Annotated in this window: 17 protein-coding genes; 11 read left to right on the forward strand and 6 right to left on the reverse strand. The window is 38.2% G+C overall.

All coding sequences use genetic code 11. The features are described 5' to 3' along the window. The first annotated feature begins 24 nt into the window (after positions 1–24). The 4 genes from KI343_RS00455 to solA all read left to right on the forward strand — a co-directional run bounded on the left by KI343_RS00455 (position 25) and on the right by solA (position 4488). Complete coding sequence (locus KI343_RS00455; protein WP_212924460.1) at positions 25–873, forward strand: metallophosphoesterase; 849 nt, start codon at positions 25–27, stop codon at positions 871–873. A 205-nt stretch (positions 874–1078) separates the two neighbouring features. Next, positions 1079–2815 (forward strand): class I adenylate-forming enzyme family protein, encoded by a 1737-nt coding sequence (locus KI343_RS00460; RefSeq protein ID WP_212924461.1) that lies wholly within the window; start codon positions 1079–1081, stop codon positions 2813–2815. Between the two features lie 35 nt (positions 2816–2850). Beyond that, positions 2851–3324 (forward strand): acyl-CoA thioesterase, encoded by a 474-nt coding sequence (locus tag KI343_RS00465; RefSeq protein ID WP_212924462.1) that lies wholly within the window; start codon positions 2851–2853, stop codon positions 3322–3324. Positions 3325–3357: 33 nt separating this feature from the next. Next, on the forward strand, positions 3358–4488 hold the full coding sequence (gene solA, locus KI343_RS00470) for an N-methyl-L-tryptophan oxidase (RefSeq protein ID WP_212924463.1): 1131 nt from the start codon (positions 3358–3360) through the stop codon (positions 4486–4488). A gap of 48 nt (positions 4489–4536) precedes the next feature. Here the strand turns inward: solA and KI343_RS00475 are convergent, their stop codons facing one another. From KI343_RS00475 to KI343_RS00495, 5 genes are all read right to left on the reverse strand, one after another. Next, positions 4537–5526: an ABC transporter ATP-binding protein gene (locus KI343_RS00475; RefSeq protein WP_212924464.1), complete on the reverse strand. Its 990-nt coding sequence runs from the start codon at positions 5524–5526 to the stop codon at positions 4537–4539. Then, on the reverse strand, positions 5523–6512 hold the full coding sequence (locus KI343_RS00480) for an ABC transporter ATP-binding protein (RefSeq protein ID WP_212924465.1): 990 nt from the start codon (positions 6510–6512) through the stop codon (positions 5523–5525). The genes KI343_RS00475 and KI343_RS00480 overlap by 4 nt, the downstream gene beginning before the upstream one ends. Before the next feature lie 4 nt (positions 6513–6516). Then, positions 6517–7446, reverse strand: a complete 930-nt coding sequence (gene opp4C / locus KI343_RS00485; protein ID WP_212924466.1) for an oligopeptide ABC transporter permease — start codon at positions 7444–7446, stop codon at positions 6517–6519. 15 nt (positions 7447–7461) lie between these two features. After that, on the reverse strand, positions 7462–8418 hold the full coding sequence (locus tag KI343_RS00490; protein WP_212924467.1) for an ABC transporter permease: 957 nt from the start codon (positions 8416–8418) through the stop codon (positions 7462–7464). A gap of 198 nt (positions 8419–8616) precedes the next feature. Next, entirely contained in the window at positions 8617–10344 is a 1728-nt protein-coding gene (locus tag KI343_RS00495; RefSeq protein ID WP_212924468.1) for an ABC transporter substrate-binding protein, read from the reverse strand. A 366-nt stretch (positions 10345–10710) separates the two neighbouring features. On the opposite strand from KI343_RS00495, the gene KI343_RS00500 reads away from it, so the two are divergent. Together KI343_RS00500 and KI343_RS00505 are read left to right on the forward strand one after the other, a co-directional pair. Further along, complete coding sequence (locus KI343_RS00500) at positions 10711–11457, forward strand: sulfite exporter TauE/SafE family protein (protein WP_212924469.1); 747 nt, start codon at positions 10711–10713, stop codon at positions 11455–11457. Positions 11458–12040: 583 nt separating this feature from the next. Next, entirely contained in the window at positions 12041–12988 is a 948-nt protein-coding gene (locus KI343_RS00505) for a bile acid:sodium symporter family protein (protein WP_212924470.1), read from the forward strand. Positions 12989–13034: 46 nt separating this feature from the next. Here KI343_RS00505 and KI343_RS00510 read toward each other — a convergent pair whose 3' ends face one another. After that, a complete protein-coding gene (locus KI343_RS00510; protein ID WP_212924471.1) occupies positions 13035–13376 on the reverse strand; it encodes a hypothetical protein in 342 nt (113 codons plus the stop codon). Between the two features lie 306 nt (positions 13377–13682). On the opposite strand from KI343_RS00510, the gene KI343_RS00515 reads away from it, so the two are divergent. From KI343_RS00515 to KI343_RS00535, 5 genes are all read left to right on the forward strand, one after another. Continuing rightward, positions 13683–14489, forward strand: a complete 807-nt coding sequence (locus tag KI343_RS00515; protein WP_212924472.1) for a transporter substrate-binding domain-containing protein — start codon at positions 13683–13685, stop codon at positions 14487–14489. 184 nt (positions 14490–14673) lie between these two features. After that, positions 14674–15324, forward strand: a complete 651-nt coding sequence (locus tag KI343_RS00520; RefSeq protein ID WP_212924473.1) for an amino acid ABC transporter permease — start codon at positions 14674–14676, stop codon at positions 15322–15324. Then, a complete protein-coding gene (locus KI343_RS00525) occupies positions 15324–16046 on the forward strand; it encodes an amino acid ABC transporter ATP-binding protein (RefSeq protein WP_212924474.1) in 723 nt (240 codons plus the stop codon). The genes KI343_RS00520 and KI343_RS00525 overlap by 1 nt, the downstream gene beginning before the upstream one ends. A 219-nt stretch (positions 16047–16265) precedes the next feature. Further along, positions 16266–16910: a YczE/YyaS/YitT family protein gene (locus KI343_RS00530; RefSeq protein WP_212924475.1), complete on the forward strand. Its 645-nt coding sequence runs from the start codon at positions 16266–16268 to the stop codon at positions 16908–16910. Positions 16911–17005: 95 nt separating this feature from the next. Next, a complete protein-coding gene (locus KI343_RS00535; protein ID WP_212924476.1) occupies positions 17006–18778 on the forward strand; it encodes a sigma-54-dependent Fis family transcriptional regulator in 1773 nt (590 codons plus the stop codon). The last annotated feature ends 86 nt before the right edge of the window (positions 18779–18864 follow it).

Below are 18864 nucleotides of genomic sequence, written 5' to 3' on the forward strand. Positions count from 1 at the left end.
ACAAGTAAAGAGGTTTGAATATAGATGAAAAGAAAAAGAAAATCCAAAAGCACCATAAGGAGATGGATTATTTTTATCATCCTGCTAATCATTCTATCATTGGTTATTAAAATTTATTTTGATACGAGTACATTCAAAATAAATAGAGAGATTTTCCAAAGTGCAAAGCTGGAGGAAGGTACAGAGCTAAATATTGTGCAAATAACGGATGTACATAGCCGCGTTTTTGGTTCAGAAAACGAAAAAGTAATTCAAAAAGTGAAGGAACTGGATACGGATATGATTGTTCTGACAGGTGATTTAATTGATCGTAAAACGAATGATTTAGAGGATGCTTTTCATCTTGTGGAAGAATTAGTTCAAGTCAATCCTGATACGTATTATGTCACTGGTAACCACGAACAAGAAAATCCAAAGAAAGAAGCATTTTTAGCTGGATTAGAAGACAGAGGGGTTACCATTCTAAGTAATGAAAATACGCAATTCGAAAAAAATGGTCAACGTTATAATATAGTTGGTATTGATGATGTGTCAACTGGCCATGAAGATATGTCTTCTGCCTTCTCTGATAAAGATACAGAAGCATACACTATTTTGCTTTCGCACGCTCCATTAGTTGTACAGAAATATCCGGATGTAGATGCGGATTTAGTATTGAGCGGCCATACGCATGGCGGTCAAATTAGACTGCCATTTATAGGCGCACTTATTGCTCCAGATGATGGTTTGTTCCCAGAATTACAAAAAGGGATATATCCATTAGGCGACGAACGTTATTTATATATTGATAGCGGCTTGGGGACTACTGCAATGCCTGTACGATTTCTGAACCAAAGCCAGATAAGCTTGATCACCATTCGTTCCAGTAATTAGACTACAAATAAGCAATGCCTGTTTAAATAAGAGCAGGGCATTGCTTATTTGCGCTTTAAAAAAATTAAAAGGAAATGATAAGCGCATGATTGCCAAGTTTTCTTTAAGGAAATATATCCTTCCAGTTAATATACAGAATTCTTAGTGTTATAATTTAATAGAAACGCGTTAACTAGTATGATGATAGTTTAGGGAGGATTTTTTCATGGTTAAACTTAAACAGACGAAGATTTCTAAAAGTATAGATGAAAGAAGAAAAGAATTAACAGAAGCATACCCAGTATGGAATCGTGATACCATTGCTCTTCATTTTCAAAAAAGCGTAGAAGCATTTGGGAATCAGGATTTTATGTATATTCATGGAGAAATATATACATATCAGGATGTATGGGATAGTGCTGTGAAAATGGCAAAAGCATTGATACGTAGCGGAGTGAAAAGAAGAGACCATATCGCTGTATTAATGGATAATGATGCAAGCTATCCATCCCTTATGATTGCATCCTCCATGATAGGTGCGGTGTTTATTCCAATGAACTCCATGCTTTCCAAAGAAGAATTAAAATATATATTGAAGCAATCGGATACCAATCTCCTTGTTGTACATGAAACAGTAAGGGATAAACAGCATGCGAAAACAGTAGCGGAATTATGGCAATCAGAGGAATTTCGGGAAACTGCCCAATTAGAGAAAATAATATACATAGAAACAAAAGGAGAAACAGAAATTCCAGACTCTTTTATAAAATGGGAAGATTTCCTGTGTGCGGGAGAGGAAGTTCCAGATGAGGAATGGAAGTTATGCTGGGAAAAGTCGCTTTATCCGGATGAAGTTGCTATTATTATGTATACTTCTGGCTCCACAGGAAGACCTAAGGGTGTGATGCTCACACATGATATGTTGCTTCGCTGTGCATTTAGCACCTGCTATAGCCGTGCCATTGAAAAGGGGCGGGTAACTTTTGCTCCATTGCCATTCTACCATTGTTTTGCGATTGTAGAAGCGATACTTGCCATGTCCTATGTTGGTGGTTCGTTCGTTTCTGCGCTTGGAGCATCTCCATTAAAGTCGTTAGAATTAATGGAGAAATATCGTGCAAATGATTATTTGTGTGTACCTTCCACACTTGTTCCCTTATTGAATCATCCGCGGGTATCTGAATTTGATTTGTCTTCCTTATTTGCTATGTGGTGTGGAGCCGCGCCGGCGCCAGTACCGGTGTGGAAGAAAGCAATGGATACACTTGGTTTGACGGAAATTATTACTGGTTATGGACAAACAGAGGTCAGTTCATCAGGGGTGACGACAGAGATTGGCGATGATTTGGAAGTGATTGCTACAAGGGTTGGACGTCCTAAATTAGTTGGCAGCTGCGGGTTACCAGAGTTCCAGGGGCATGCTACAGAATACAAAACAGTTGACCCGGAAAATGGACGAACTTTAGAAGCAGGGACTATCGGTGAATTAGCTGTTCGCGGACCTTCCGTAACAAGAGGGTACTATAAGAAGCCAGAAGAGACAGCAGCAGCGATTGATAAGGATGGCTGGCTGCGTACGGGAGATGTAGGCAGAGTGGATGAACGCGGGTATGTTCAGCTTCTGGGACGCAGTAAAGAAATGTTTAAGGTTTCTGGAGAACTGGTTGCTCCAAGAGAAGTAGAAACAGCTATTTCCGAGCATCCAGCAGTTGCTCAAGTAAGTGTCATTGGCGTTCCCGATACAATGACAACAGAGATTGGTGCAGCCTTTATCGAAGTCCATGAAGGGGAATCCATATCGAGAAAAGAAATTGCTAATTGGTGTGCAGATAAATTAGCACGCTTTAAAATTCCGAGATATGTGTGGACAATGAAAGCTTCAGATTGGCCATTAACAAGTACGGGGAAAATACAAAAATTCCGCTTGCAGGATATTGCGAATGAGAAGCTGAAACGATCATAACAAATTTAATAACAAAGAAAGAGGAGGAGCTTGGAATGACACAAGCGTGGCACCAGCATCTGATGCGTGTACAATACAAAGATACAGATCAAATGGGAGTTGTCCATCATGGCAACTATATTACTTGGTTTGAGGTGGCTCGAACAGAGTGGATGAGGCATTTTGAATTGTCTTATCATGCCATGGAAGAACAAGGCCTGCTTTTACCGGTACTAGACGTAAATGCTTCCTACAAACGTTCGGCAACGTTTGATGATTTGGTTGTCTTATTTACACGTCTTGAGCAATTCTCACCAATTCGATTAGTTTTTGAATACGAAGCACGAAGAATTACAGAAGAAGATTGGAAGTCACAGGGATTAACAAGCGCTACGGTAGATGAACCTTATGGTGAATTATTGACAACAGGAAAAACAACGCATATGTGGGTCAATGAAGCGTGGAAACCTGTCAAACTTCATAAGACACACCCTGAGATTTACGATCAAATAAAAAACATCGTGGAATAGAAGCGGTCAGATGAAACAAGGGGGGAGAAAAGAATGATGTATGATGTCATTATTATTGGAGCAGGCTCCATGGGCATGGCAGCTGGTTATTATTTAACAGAAGCAGGTCAGAAGGTAGCTCTTATTGATGCCTATGATCCTCCTCATGAAGAAGGCTCGCATCATGGAGAAACGAGGCTGATACGACATGCTTATGGGGAAGGCGGTAATTATGTTCCATTAGCATTACATTCCCAAGAGTTATGGGAAGAGCTCGAGGGGAAAAGCGAGAAACGAATCTTTTTAAAGACAGGTGTCTTGAACTTCGGGCCAAAAGACAGTGCATTTTTAGATACCGTTCAAAAATCGGCGCAGGAACATAATCTTTCTTTAGAAGAGATGACAGCGGAAGAAATTAACACACGCTGGCCGGGATTCCAATTAGAATCTGAGTTTATCGGTTATTTCGAAAAAAACTCAGGAGTATTATTCAGTGAAAATGCTATCCGGGCATATCGAACATTGGCAGAGAAGAACGGTGCAGATTTATATACAAATACCAGAGTACATGCAATTGAAACAACTGCGGATGAAGTGACTGTAAAAGTGAACGATAATGAGATAAAAGGAAAGAAATTACTTATTACAGCCGGAAAGGGTACCAATCAAGTGGCTAAGCTGCTTCAAAGAACGTTGCCGTTAAGCCCAACTCGTAAAACTTTCTCTTGGTTTAAGACAGAAAAAACGCATTATGAAGAAGGAATGTTCCCTGGGTGGGGATATGACGACGGGGAAAGCACCTATTATGGTTTTCCGAGCGTGGAGGAAGCGGGCATAAAAATTGGCAGGCATGACCAGGGTCATCCACTGGAGGAGCCCGAAAAGCTGGAGCCGTTTGGAACGTATCCGGAAGATGAGGAGGAAACGCTTGCTTTTGCGCATAAGTATTTCTCTAAGGATATTCAGCTAAAAGAAGGCAGAGTATGTACATATACAAATACGCCAGATGAAGATTTTATCATTGATTATTTACCAGGATATGCCAATGTACTTGTTGCTTGCGGCTTTTCAGGACACGGATTTAAATTCAGCAGCGGGATTGGAGAAAGTTTAGCAAAAATATTAACAGGTAGAGAGCCCGCTGTGAGTTTAGAGAGCTTTCGTTTAGATCGATTTGACCATTAATATAGAAAAGGTGTATCCATATGATTTGAGTGGATACACCTTTTCTATTTAAGTATTTGTTTCATCCTTATCTACTAAATGGCAAGCAACGAAATGTCCTGGTTCTCTTTCCTTAAATTCTGGTGTTACTCTTCGACAAATATCCATAGCGAATGGGCAGCGTGTATGGAATTTGCATCCAGAAGGGGGAGAAGCAGGGTTTGGCAAATCACCCTTCAACAGAATTCGTTCCCGCCGCTTTGTAGGATCAGGGATGGGAACCGCTGATAGTAAAGCCTTTGTATAGGGATGCAGCGGATTTTCGTATAATTGGTCTCTGCTGGCCAATTCCATCATGGTCCCGAGATACAGCACACCAATACGTGAACATAAATGTTCCACTACACTCAAATCATGTGAGATAAATAGATAGGATAAATTCCTTTCCTCTTGTAATTCCTGAAACAGATTAATAATCTGTGCTTGAATGGATACATCTAAAGCAGAAACAGGTTCATCGGCAACAATAAATTCCGGATCCATAATCATAGCACGAGCAATCCCAATTCGCTGGCGCTGCCCCCCGCTGAACTCGTGCGGAAACTTATTAATATGGTACGTTGGGAGTCCGCACACCTCCATTGTTTCCATTACTTTTTCTTTTACATTTTTTTTGGTTGCTAACCCATGGTCTAATAAAGGCTCTGCAAGCGCATCACCAATCCTTAATCGAGGATTTAGAGAACTGAATGGATCTTGAAAAACAAATTGCATTTTTGTACGTAGATGACGCATTTCTTTTTTATCTAATTGAAAAACATTTTTCCCATTGTAGATAATCTCTCCATTAGATATACTTTGCAAGCGCAAAATCGACTTGCCAATCGTACTTTTACCGCTGCCGGACTCTCCAACCAGACCAAATGTTTCACCTTGTTCAATATGGAAGCTGACGTTATCTACGGCTTTAATATATTCTGTGTTTTTACGGAACATTTTTTCTTTTGCTTTATACTTTTTCTCAAGCTGATTGACTTGGATAATGGCTTCCTGTGTCATTGATGTACCACCTCTTTTTCATAAAGCCAGCAGGCAACTTTATGTTCACTGTTGTCATTGCATTTTAGTTCTGGTGTTTGTTGTGTGCAAATTTCCATGCAATGTTCACAGCGGTCCGCAAAGTAGCAGGAAGGCTTTAGATCAACCAGCTTTGGAACCTGACCAGGAATAGTATAGAGTCTTTTTTTACGGGAACCAAGGACAGGCTTGGCTTGCAATAGTCCTCTCGTATAAGGGTGTTTCGGGTCTGTAAATATTTCTTCTACCGTACCTTGCTCGACTACTTTGCCGGCATACATCACAACCACTCTGTCCGCCACTTCAGCTACAACTCCAAGATCATGTGTGATTAGAAGCATGGACATATTGGTTTCTTCTTTTAAATCTTGTAATAAATTTAATACCTGTGCCTGAATAGTTACATCCAATGCTGTTGTTGGTTCATCTGCAATAAGCATTTTCGGATCACAGGCAAGTGCAATAGCGATCATTACTCTTTGGAGCATTCCACCGCTTAATTGATGTGGATACGATTTTATAATCTGCTCCCCACGGCCAATGCCAACCAATTTAATTAGCTCGAGTGATTTTTTGATTGCTTGCTTTTTGGAGATAACCTGATGTTCTAGCAGGACTTCTGTTATTTGCTCTCCTATGGTCATAACAGGATTTAAGGAGGTCATTGGTTCCTGAAAAATCATAGATAGTTTATTTCCGCGGATTCTGCGCATATTTCCTTTTGACAGCTTTGTTAGTTCTTCTCCGTCTAAGTTTATGCTCCCTTGTATTGTGGAGGAATCTGGAAGTAACCCCATAATCGACATCGCTGTTACACTTTTTCCGCATCCAGATTCTCCAACAATACAAACGGTTTCCCCTTGATAAACGTCAAAGTTGATTCCATCCACGGCTTTTACCAGTCCGTCATCGGATTGAAAGTATGTTTTTAAATGATTTACAGATAAAAGCGGTTTTTGTTGTGTCATGTAGTTACCTTCCTTTCATGTTTGGATCAATGGAATCGCGTAATCCATCCCCTAATAGATTTACAGCAATAACTGTAACAAATATTGCCACCCCAGGTGGAATCCAAAGCCATGGTCTATTGGTAAAATCAATTAATGTGTTTGCTGTATTAATCATATTCCCCCATGAAGCTGTTGGTGGAACAACACCTAATCCAAAGAAGCTTAATACGGATTCGCTTAAGATTGCTCCTCCAACACTTAATGTAGCTGTAACAATCAATAAAGGAACAACGTTTGGAAGCAGGTGATTTAATACCTTTCGTTTGTCGCGCAGTCCTAATACTTCTGTTGCAACCATAAACTCTCTTTCTCTTAAACTAAGTACCTGACTGCGAATTAAACGGGCAAGACTTGGCCAGTTTACAAGACTTAGCATAATCATAACGATATATAATCTTTGCTCTGCTGGTACTTGCCATTCTGACATAATTGCTGCCATGATAAAAAGAAGCGGCAGACCGGGCAGAGTCATTAAAATATCAGCAATCCGCATCACAATTTGGTCAATAAGGCCACCGTAATACCCTGCAAGAATCCCCAGAATCCCGCCAATTGTTACAGCTAACAGCATGGCGCCGATTCCGACAGTCAATGAAATTCTGCCAGCAAGCATCAATCTGGTAAGTACATCCCTTCCTAGATGATCAGTGCCGAGCCAATGAGATAGGCTGGGAGCTTGATGAATTTCCTGCGGGTTTGTGCCGGCAGTCATATAAGGAGAGAAGAATGGACCAATAAAACTAAATAAAAACACAAGTAATAGAATAATCAGTCCGGCAATGGCCATTTTTCTTTTAAAAAAGCGCTTCATAACTTCTTTCCATAAAGAAGATCTTTGGACAGTTTTTGTTATATGATCAGTTTGAATCACTTCATTATTTGAATAAGACATGATGCTCCCCCTCTATTATTTAACTCTGACGCGAGGATCAGCAACTCCGTATAGTATATCTGCGATTAAGTTGCTAATAACGGTTAATACTGCGATAAACATGGTGAAGCCCATTAATAAAGGATAATCCCTTACAGAGAAGGCCTGCATATAGATGGCGCCAATTCCGGGCCAGTTGAAAATTTGCTCTGTAATGATTGCTCCGCTGAATAGCGCTGGAAGCTCAAAAGCAAATAGGGTAATAGCGGGAAGAAGGGCATTTCTTAACGCATGTTTATAAATAACAACCTTTTCCTTTAATCCCTTGGCCCTTGCAGTACGAACAAAATCTTGTTTGACAACTTCAAGCATATTTGTACGAAAATACCTTGTCAGACCGCCAATCCCCAGCATGGTTAAGACAATAACAGGTAGGACCATATGTTCTGCAATATCTTTTACATAAGCCCAACCTGTATAATCAGCCCCTGAGGTAGTCATACCACCAGCAGGAAACCATCCTAAGTCTACCGCGAAGAATTTAATCGCAATCAGACCAAGGAAGAAGGAGGGGATTGCCATGGCACCGAAAACAAGGATGGTAATAAAGGAATCGAAAAAGGAATATTGCTTTGTCGCAGAAATAACGCCGATGACCATTGCAATTCCCCAGGTTAAAAATAGGGATGCAAAAGCAACGATAAATGAACTCCAAATATAATTATTTAGAACTTCTGTAACGGGTCGCTGAAATTGAAGGGAGTAGCCTAGATCCCCTTGAAATAAATTCCCCATCCAAATAAAGTACCGAATAATCGTTGGTTGATCAAACCCGTATAATGCGTATAGTTCTGCTTTTCTTTCAGCTGTTAAGTTTGGATCAGTATCAATAAAATTACCTGGAATCAACGAATATAAAAAGAAAATAAGGATGGATGCACCAATGAGTGTTGGAATCAGATATAAAAACCGTTTTACAAAATAGTTGTTCATTTCGATACCTTCTTTCTATGTAACAAAGTCTTTGGGATAATATCCCATCAAGGTTTAAAAAATGATATGTAATATAGAAAACCTATTTGTTCGAAAAGGCAGTTGATTCCTATCTAAGATCAGACAGGAATCAACTGCATACTGAAATTCGAACTTGGATTTGGTATCCATTTATATTGTTGCTTTACTCAGATACGGTTACTCCACGATGCGCAGGTTTTCCAAACTTGGAGAAATTCCGCGAATGCCGTTTGGTTCAAATCCTTCTACCCGTGCATTAGTACCTGCTAATACTTTATTGTAATTAAGTAAAATCATTGGTGGATCTTCTTGCAGTTTGGCGTATAATTCATGATACGCTTCTGCGCGTTCGTTAATATCACTCACTGCCACCGCAGCATCGATCAATTCATCAACTTCTGGATTTTCATACCCTCTAAATGTATTGCTTGTATGCTTCGAATGAAAGGCTTCTACGCCGATATGGGGGTCTGGCTGCATCGTTGTTGAAAAGGATACAAGATCATGGTCCCCGTTATCAACACGAGATAATAAAGCGTTGAAGTCCATTTGTTCAATTTGCAAATCAATGCCGATTTCACGGTAATTTTCTTGAGCTAATGTAACGAAAATATCATTTCCGCCGCTGCCATCTGTTGTAAAGAAGTAAACTCTTAATTTTTCACCATCTTTTTCGCGAATACCATCGGAGCCTTCTTTCCAGCCAGCTTCTTCAAGCAAACGTTTTGCTTCTTCTGGGTCATACGGGAAAGGTTCAATTTCGTCTGTGTATGCCCAAGAAACAGGAGCAACTGGGACATTTGCTAATTCAGCAAACCCTTGGAATCGTGCATCAATATAAGCTTGGCGATCTAGACCGAGATTGAAGGCAATACGAACATTCGGGTCCTGGAAAATCTCAGATTCGTGATTAAATGCTACGTAACTATAATTTGATGATGTATAAAGGTCGATATTCGCATAACCTAGAGATTGTAATAACTCAAAATTGTCTTGGTCTGCAGGAAACGCGCTATAGTCTAATTCACCAGTTTGGAAGAATTGCTGCGAATCACCTTCCGAAGTTCGATAAATAAATGTATCTACTTCTGGTTCTCCATTATAGTAGAACTCATTAGAAATAAATCGAATTTCTTCGCCTGGATTATAGGCTTCAAATTTGAATGGGCCAGCTCCAAGCGGTTTTAAATGAAGATCATTAATATAGTCTAGGTTACCTTTTGAATAATCTGCACCATAATATGATTCACTTAGCACCTCCCCGCCAAGCATGGTTAATGATCTTGCGTTAGGCTCTTCCACTTGAATTTCAATAGTTTGATCATCGATTACCGTAATCCCATCAATTTCTTCAGCGTCACCTTCCTTATAATCCAAGCCTCCGACCACATTTGCCTCTGTAATATCGGTAGAGCCCGGATAAGAAGGATCATGAAGAAGCGTGATGGTGAATGCTACATCATGCGCCGTAAGATCTGAACCATCATCAAACTTTAGATTCTCTCTTAAATGGTATGTATAGGTTAATCCGTCATCAGATATTTCCCAACTTTCTGCTAATCGAGGATAAGGTTCGCCGGATTCATCGATATCAACCAGTGGAGGGAACATAACAGATTGAACGTTGCCATCATAGCCGCTTGTATTAAAATGCGGTGTAAATACGCCCCCTGGCTCCTGTAAACCTACAACAACTGTGTTTCCACGATTAAGCGCTAACTCTGGAGAGCTGGCAGGATCACTTGCTTCTATTTTAGTGTCCTCTACAACATCGACGCTTTGAGTATCTTCTCCATCAGAGCCTGCTGCTGCACTTTCTTCACCGCCACCCATTTCTGTGTTACATGCTGTTAAAAATAAAATTAGCGCAGTAAATAAAATAAAATAGTACTTCCTAGCTTTCATTGAATTTCCTCCCTGTATAAAGTATTTAATGATAATTATAATTTAACCACATAATTCCGATAAGTCAACAGGGGATTTAGGATAAAATAATTATGCTAGATTATTTTGATAGAATAGAACTAAGATTTTCTGTTATAGGTAAGTTATTTAATTTGTTTCGGCTAGATTAATTATGGGTAAAGTATTCGAAGGTAATAGCATCTAGTATAGGTGGTGCATGTCATTAGGAAGTGTAGCTGGTTACTGATACCTAGTCAAATTATATCCGGTAGGGAAGCTGTTGTATGGTAAGCTAGGATTGGTATATATTTATTCGATAATTAAATAGAATTTAAGCTGAATAATAGATATTAGAGGAGAAGAAATATGCCTGAACTTGAATTAATAGATTGGATGACGATAGGATTATGTGCATTGCTGATCGGTCTTTCAAAATCTGGTTTGCCAAACATGATTATTCTTGTCGTAACATTAATTATGTTTGTTTTTCCAGCAAGAGAATCAGTCGGTTTCTTGTTGCCTATGCTTCTGATTGGCGATCTGTTTGCAGTCACATTTTATAGAAGGAACGTCGTATGGAAGTATTTAATCAGCCTTATTCCTTGGGTTTCCATTGGAATTGTGGCAGGTTTTTTTGTGCTTCAAAATATTCGTGATGAAATTCTAAAGCCGTTGATTGGTGTGATTATTTTAGTGATGATTGCACTAAACCTGACTCGGCAAAAATTTGGGGATAATTTTAATAAAATGCTTCCAAACTCGCTTCTATTCATAATCTTAATGGGTGCCCTTGGTGGCTTTACATCGATGGTAGGAAATGCCGCCGGAGCAATTATGACAATTTATTTACTGGTAAAAGGATTGCCAAAGAGAGAATTTATTGGAACAGGTGCCTGGTTCTTTTTAACGGTAAATCTGATTAAAGCTCCTTTTTATCTGCATCTCAATATAATTACATTGGAAACTTTCTCGCTAAACATGATGATGGTGCCGATTATTATAGTTGGAGCCCTTATCGGAATAAGGCTTTTAAAATATGTTCCGCAAAAAGTATTTACAGTCTTGGTCTTAATTATGGCCACAATTGGGGGATTAAATCTTGTTTTTGATTAAGTAGAGAAGATAAACTTGCTATCATTCTCTTAATCAGTGGGGGAGGGGCCCCTTTAGAATTTTTATGTAAACAATCTAATTGATTAAGCAATTAATACTAACTATAAGAATATCTCAATTTAGTATGGACTTAATTATCTGACTTTTGGTATAATATAGAACATCTTTTATTTTCTTTTAAGTATAGAAATTCTTAGGCTTCCCAGTCATTTCTATCCTTTAGAATATTAGATTAAATTGTTGGAATTTTTGCTAATAGAGGATGTTCAAAAAGTCCGGTGAAAATGACACTTCGGGAAAAGGAACTTCTACTAAAACCGCCCACGTCGTGTGAGCAACGTAGAAATCACCTCATCCTGAGGAAACTCTTTGGCTTGCTTTTCCGTTCCTCACGTATTCACCGTTAAGGAACTTCTATTAAAACCGCTCACGTCATGTGGGCAACATAGAAGCCACCACATTCTGTGGAAGTCCGGTACTCAAAGCTACGCCGCCTCGAACTTCTTGGTCCTTTTTATCCTCCTTTTTGAACACACACTAATAAGAAGCCGTTAGCAAAAGTATCTTTTAGGAGGACTTCGCAGTGAAAACGTTAGAAAGAATCAGTAGTTTTGCAGGAAACACATTTGCCCTTTGGGTGATTATATTTGGAGTAATCAGTTTCTTGTTTCCAAGCGGATTTGCTTGGATTGCGCCACACGTAAGTATTTTATTGGGAATCATTATGTTTGGAATGGGGCTAACGCTCACACCGAAGGATTTTAAAGATGTATTAAAAGCTCCCAAGAGTGTTTTCATTGCTGTGATTGCCCAATATACGATTATGCCGCTCTTAGCATATGGACTAGCTGTTGCTTTCCAATTACCGCCAGAGATTGCAGTTGGCGTTATTTTAGTTGGGTGTTGTCCCGGCGGAACAGCATCAAACGTAATGGCATACTTAGCAAAAGGGAATACAGCTTTATCGGTATCAGCAACAACTGTATCTACTTTATTAGCGCCAATTTTAACGCCGGCCCTAACACTATTGTTTGCCAATCAGTGGATGGCAGTTTCGTTTACGGATATGTTTATTTCAATTATAAAAGTTGTACTTATCCCAATTATTTTAGGTTTTGTTATTCGTTTGTTCTTCCGTAAACAAGTGGAAAAAAGTATAGGAGTGTTACCGCTTATTTCTGTAATTGGTATTGTTGCGGTTGCTACAGCAGTTGTGGCAGTAAATACAGATGCCATAGCATCCTCAGGACTGCTCATTTTTGGCGTTGTTATCCTGCATAATCTCTTAGGCTTGTTCCTTGGTTTTATTTTAGCGAGAGTATGCAAGCTAAACTTTCCAGATCAGAAGTCCATTGCCATTGAGGTTGGTATGCAGAATTCTGGACTAGCTTCCACATTAGCATTGACCTTTTTCGCAGCTAATCCAATTGCCGCTGTCCCAAGTGCGCTCTTCAGTGTATGGCATAATATTTCTGGGCCGATTCTTGCAACATTCTGGTCAAAATATGATGCAAAAAAGAATCATACCTAAGTTAAAAAGTCTCTAGAGATAGAAAAAACTATCTGCTAGAGACTTTTTAACTCAGAGAGTGATTTAATTCATTTATTTCCTGTTTAGATAAACGTTCTCCATAAAGTGTCACTTCGCCATCTGATATAGCTTTTAGACGAATTTGTCCATCTTTTAATGCGCTGCTTGGAATAATGGACGGGACAGGTTTAGTAATGGGTTTTCCTTCTATATCATAAAAGAGATATCCTTCTTTCTCATCAATTATAAACGAGTTAACTTTCATATTTGGTGTAATAAGTAATGTCAATTTATCGATATCATTCCAGATTAATTTCATTAATATTTTATTCTTGCGTTTTTTTTCAACAAAAGCTTTCCATTCCAAAATAGAGATATTATCTTGCATGCTGATACATTTCCTCCTACATATTTGATTATCTACAACAAACAACTTAAATCTATGAAATAGTTTAACAGATGCAGCTTATTCTTGCTTTTAAAACCTTATTCTAAACATATCTGTACGAAAAAGAAAGAATTTAAGATGATTTCCATGTTTAATGAATATAAACAATGGGTAAAGACTTAAAATCACCAAATTTGCTTGTTTTTTCTGAAATATGATTTAATAATGAATTTTTAATAAATAAGTATTTTTGGTATACTTAAGTTTATCCACATAAAAGAAAACAAATATTAGGGGGGATGTTGGATGTTAAGTAAACAAAGAAATTGGATGTTCATGCTCGCAGTTTTTTCACTACTTATTTTAGCTGCGTGCGGAAATGGGGATGACGCTTCAGCAGATGAGGGAGGGGCAGACGATGGCAGTTATGATTTAAAGGACTCGTATACCGTTGTAAGCGATAACTCATTTGTGCCATTTGAATTTATGGAGGATGGGGAGTTAGTTGGTTTTGACATCGAGTTAATAACTGCCATTGCCGAAGAAGCTGGATTTGAGGTTGATGGTGAGATTCAGACAACGAATTTTGATGGTATTATTCCAGGATTGCAGACAGGGCAGTTTGAAATTGCTGTGGCTGGAATAAGTATTACGGAAGACAGAAAAGGGACAGTGGACTTCAGTGATCCTTATTATGAATCTGGTCTTGCTATTGCTGTGCGAGAAGATAATGAAGATATTAATAATTTAGAAGACTTAGAAGGGAAAACGATTGCAACGCGATTAGGCTCTACAAGTGCAAAATTTCTTGAAGAAAACTTAGAAGATAAGAAAATTGATACGTATGAACAGTTAGATCAAGTTTATATGGCTGTTGAAAATGGGAGTGCAGATGCAGTGATGTACGACCTGCCAAACGTAGAATATTATATTGCTACAACTGGGGATGGATTAAAAGTAGTTGGCGATCTATACCAAGCGGAAGATTATGGGATTGCGATTTCGAAAGGGAACGAAGACTTAGTAGCTGCGGTAAATGATGCGTTGGCTACGTTGAAAGAAAATGGAACCTATGATGAGATTTATGATAAATGGTTTGGCGCTTCAGAGTAACCGTAATGAAAGCGTTTTAAAATGAAGAAATGATTTATTTGGTTGTCAAAATAGGATAATTAAATTGCTCCGCAGAGATATTAACGAACCAAAAATCATTGGTACAGTTTATTTTGCAGATATAGAATAGGGGGCTGGCAATCAATGCACGGCTCCTTTTTTTATTGACTAGAGAGGTGAGGGAATGTTTGATTTTGCCCAGGTGATTGATTTTTTACCACAATTAGGTAAAGGTTTGTATTATACGTTATTAATCTCCGTTATTGGTTTATTAATTGGATTTATATTAGGAGCTATTTTTGGTTTAGGTAGGATTTCAAAGAATAAGTTCTTTTTTGTTATTTCATCTATCTATGTTGAAGTTATTCGAGGCACACCAGTCCTTGTACAAGCAATTTGGATTTTCTTTGCCTTACCAATTATTACGCAATACAATATGGATTCAGTTCCTGCAGGTATTGTCGTTATTGCGATAAATTCTGGAGCGTATATTGCAGAAATTGTCCGCGGATCTGTTGATTCGATTGATAAGGGGCAAATGGAGGCTGGTCGTTCTTTAGGGTTAAATAAACATCAAACAATGCGTTATATTATTTGGCCTCAGGCATTTAAACGGATGATCCCGCCACTGGGAAACCAATTTATCATCAGTATTAAAGATACTTCGCTATTATCCGTTATTTTAGTTCCGGAATTAATGTTTCAAGGCAGATATATTGCATCGAACCATTTTAATGCAGTGGAGATTTATACCACGGTAGCTTTATTTTACTTAGTAATTAATTTTAGTCTGTCCTTATTGCTTCGCTATATAGAAAGAAGGTTGAATTATTAATGATTACAGTACAGGATTTACACAAAAAATTTGGTGATAATCAAGTCTTAAAAGGAATTAATTGTGAAGTTAAAGAAAAAGAAGTAGTTTGCGTTATCGGGCCAAGCGGGTCAGGCAAAAGTACTTTTTTGCGATGTCTTAATTTATTAGAGGATATTACGAGCGGAGACGTCATTGTGGATGGGTATAATTTAAGGGATAGAGCAACAGATATTAATATGATTCGAACGGAAGTAGGCATGGTATTCCAGCAATTTAATTTATTTCCTCATAAAACCGTTATTCAAAATGTCATGCTCGCTCCGCGAAAAGTTCGCAAGATTTCTGCAGAGGAGGCGAGAAAGCGCGGTGAAGCGTTACTAGTTAAGGTCGGCCTCGCGGAAAAAGCAGATCAATATCCTGCACAACTATCAGGGGGACAGCAGCAGCGCGTAGCAATAGCTCGGGCACTTGCTATGGAACCGAAGTTAATGCTTTTCGATGAGCCGACTTCGGCCCTTGATCCAGAACTTGTCGGAGAAGTATTGGAGGTTATGAAGCAACTAGCAAAAGAAGGAATGACCATGGTAGTAGTTACGCATGAAATGGGTTTTGCAAGAGAGGTTGCTGATAGGGTGTTATTTATGGATGAAGGGATTATAATGGAGGAAAATACACCAGACGTTATTTTTACCAATCCAGCATCTGAACGGACGAAAAATTTTTTGAATAAAGTATTGTAAGTTGCAAATCGAAAGGTTTATGGATTGAAAAGAAATCCATAAACCTGTTTTTAGGAAAAAGGATTATAAGAATTACCGGGGCTAATTTAAATGTATTATGGTGGAATTAACTGATAATTGGTCAAATGTGACCTTTTTATTTATCTTGAAAAATCGTATACTATCTATAATCGATTATCCTAAACGCATTTAAATCTTTTAGAAAGAAGGGTGTTGGTATTGAACAACTCATTTCGATGGTTCCTTTTTTTGCTCGGATTATTGGTTTTCAGTGGCGGTATTGCTCTAACCATTAATATGCAGCATTTAGGCATTCATCCATGGGATGTTTTAAATGTAGCCATGTTTGATAAAGTCGGGTTTACGGTGGGAACATGGAATATTATTATTTCTTTTTTATTAATTTGCATTTGTTTGATTCTAGACCGCAGATACATAAAAGTTGGGACTTTTTTTAATGCAATTCTAATCGGGGCATTTGTGGATTTCTACCACTGGACAGGAATTCTTCCTACAGCCTCTAATACATGGCTGGATATTGTTTTTATATTATTAGGGATCTGTATCATGGGTTTCGGTGGAGGAATGTATAATGCTGCTGGTGTCGGTTCTGGTCCCCGTGATGGGTTTATGCTTTCCTTGGCTGATAAATTAGGGGCACCCATTGGCCGTGTACGGATTGTTACGGAATGCACCGTGCTGATTTTAGGGCTGATTATTGGTGGACCTGTGTTTATTTTTACATTTGTATTCACCTTTATCCAGAGTCCAATATTTCAAGCAACTTATCTAAAACTTGGAGCTTTTGTAATGGAAGTAGAGTATAAGCAGAGACTTAAGAAGAGAAAGGAATCTGTATCTTAACATAGAAGTGGAAGTAACCATTATGTTGTGTGACATCCATGTTTACTTATGACATAATAGATTTGTTTAAGAATGCAGCAGAAGTAGGTGTGAAAATGATAAAAGCTTTATTGATAGCGCCATATACAGGAATGATTGAAGCGGTGAAGCAATTAAAAGTTCCGGAAGACTTTCAGTTAGATACGAAGTTGGCAAATTTAGAAGAAGCGATTCGTCTTGCCGAAGAAGCGGAGAGTCAAGGATATGATATAATTATCAGCCGCGGAGGGACAGCGGGTTTAATTGAGGAGATTGTTTCTATTCCTGTTGTACATATTGATATTACAGGGTACGATATGCTACGTGTTTTTACATTAATACAAGATGCGCGGAATCCAGTTGCTTTTATCGGCTTTGAAAATATTTGCCGTGGGGCTAGAACACTGAATGGTATTCTTGATTACAATATTAAAATGTTTACTATCAACCAGCGCGATGAGGTCCGGTTATTACTAAAAGAACTAAAAAATGAAAGATATGAAATTGTTATAGGAGATGTAGTTACTGTGGAAGAGGCCCAAAAAATCGGTTTGCGAGGATTTTTAATTACATCTGGGAAAGAAGCAATCTTTGATGCGTTTGATGAAGCAAGAAGAAAGTACGCTTTGTATCAAAAAACATCTAATAAGACGAAACGATATCTCAGTATTCTTCAATCGATTCCGATAAGTATGGCGGTCGTCGATCGAGATAACAATTTATTTTTCAATAATTTATCCCTAAAGGAGCAAGCCCTATTAAAAAATATAATTAGAAAAAAAGAAATCGACGAGGCGCTTCACCATGTTTTATTGTCAAATACGATGAAGTGGAAAGTTATAAACGTGGACAGCGTACAGATAGAACTGAAAATTTTTCCTGTTTCTGATACGGAGGAAAAACTTGTTGGAATTCAACTTTGTTCAATCAAAAAGCATAATGAGTCAGATGCAGTGCGTATGATTACAAAAATCATCCATAAGCCAGTCCTCGGCGATAGTACCTATGCAAAAAATTTAAGAAGACAAATAAATATATTGGCAGCAACAAATAAAAGGCTGTTTATATCAGGTGAATTTGGTACGGGGAAAATGACAATAGCAAAATCAATTCATTTTCATAAATTTGGCCAAAATCATCCTTTATTTGTTGTTAATTGTGAAATCATGACAGCAAATGATCTTCAAGTACTCGAAGAAAAGTTGAGCGATTATCAAAAGGGAACGGTTATCTTCGAACATATTGAAAATATAGTATCTGTTGATCAAAAAAGATTAATTAAGCTAATTAAAGCAACGGAAGAAACGATACAGATGATATTTTTATCAGAAAAAAATATTCCTTCATTGTTGGAAAATCAAGGCGTACTTCTTTCTTTGATTGAAAAGATTAGCTCCGTTTCTTTTAGCACACAACCTCTACGTAAGCGGAAAGAGGACTTAAAAGCCTTTATATTTTATTATTTATCGGATTTCCATACAGAATTCGGTAATGAGACGTTAGGAATACGTCCAGAAGCGCTTGAAGTACTAAAAAAATTGAAATGGCCAGGGAATTTCGTTGAATTGAAGAAGAAAGTAAGGGAATTAAGCCTCCGTTCTACTGGTTATTATATTGAAAAGAAGCACGTTAATGACCTGTTGAGCGAAGAAGAAACCCACAGCAGAGAGACGAAAAAGGAAAATGGTTTTTATGTTCCTTCACATCTAACGTTAGCAGAAATGGAACAGGTCCTTATTCAAAAAGTATTTGAGGAAGAGAGAGGGAATCAGACACGTACTGCAAAGCGACTTGGAATGAATCGTACTACATTGTGGAGAAAATTAAATAGTAATCAAGAAAATCCTTAAAGAGAACCATGCAACGCAAAACTCTTTTCTACACAGAAAATGAGAATGCTTGTATGGTTTTTTTGTGAGGAATCGATTTATTGTTT

It is taken from the genome of Oceanobacillus sp. J11TS1, from assembly GCF_018333215.1.
Classification (GTDB): Bacteria; Bacillota; Bacilli; order Bacillales; family Amphibacillaceae; genus Oceanobacillus.

Excerpts from the sequence above, each read along its gene's own strand:
- KI343_RS00455 (WP_212924460.1), top strand. The coding sequence starts at position 25 with ATGAAAAGAAAAAGAAAATCCAAAAGCACCATAAGGAGATGGATTATT.
- KI343_RS00460 (WP_212924461.1), top strand. The coding sequence starts at position 1,079 with ATGGTTAAACTTAAACAGACGAAGATTTCTAAAAGTATAGATGAAAGA.
- KI343_RS00465 (WP_212924462.1), top strand. The coding sequence starts at position 2,851 with ATGACACAAGCGTGGCACCAGCATCTGATGCGTGTACAATACAAAGAT.
- solA (WP_212924463.1), top strand. The coding sequence starts at position 3,358 with ATGATGTATGATGTCATTATTATTGGAGCAGGCTCCATGGGCATGGCA.
- KI343_RS00475 (WP_212924464.1), bottom strand. The coding sequence starts at position 5,526 with ATGACACAGGAAGCCATTATCCAAGTCAATCAGCTTGAGAAAAAGTAT.
- KI343_RS00480 (WP_212924465.1), bottom strand. The coding sequence starts at position 6,512 with ATGACACAACAAAAACCGCTTTTATCTGTAAATCATTTAAAAACATAC.
- opp4C (WP_212924466.1), bottom strand. The coding sequence starts at position 7,446 with ATGTCTTATTCAAATAATGAAGTGATTCAAACTGATCATATAACAAAA.
- KI343_RS00490 (WP_212924467.1), bottom strand. The coding sequence starts at position 8,418 with ATGAACAACTATTTTGTAAAACGGTTTTTATATCTGATTCCAACACTC.
- KI343_RS00495 (WP_212924468.1), bottom strand. The coding sequence starts at position 10,344 with ATGAAAGCTAGGAAGTACTATTTTATTTTATTTACTGCGCTAATTTTA.
- KI343_RS00500 (WP_212924469.1), top strand. The coding sequence starts at position 10,711 with ATGCCTGAACTTGAATTAATAGATTGGATGACGATAGGATTATGTGCA.
- KI343_RS00510 (WP_212924471.1), bottom strand. The coding sequence starts at position 13,376 with ATGCAAGATAATATCTCTATTTTGGAATGGAAAGCTTTTGTTGAAAAA.
- KI343_RS00515 (WP_212924472.1), top strand. The coding sequence starts at position 13,683 with ATGTTAAGTAAACAAAGAAATTGGATGTTCATGCTCGCAGTTTTTTCA.
- KI343_RS00520 (WP_212924473.1), top strand. The coding sequence starts at position 14,674 with ATGTTTGATTTTGCCCAGGTGATTGATTTTTTACCACAATTAGGTAAA.
- KI343_RS00525 (WP_212924474.1), top strand. The coding sequence starts at position 15,324 with ATGATTACAGTACAGGATTTACACAAAAAATTTGGTGATAATCAAGTC.
- KI343_RS00535 (WP_212924476.1), top strand. The coding sequence starts at position 17,006 with ATGATAAAAGCTTTATTGATAGCGCCATATACAGGAATGATTGAAGCG.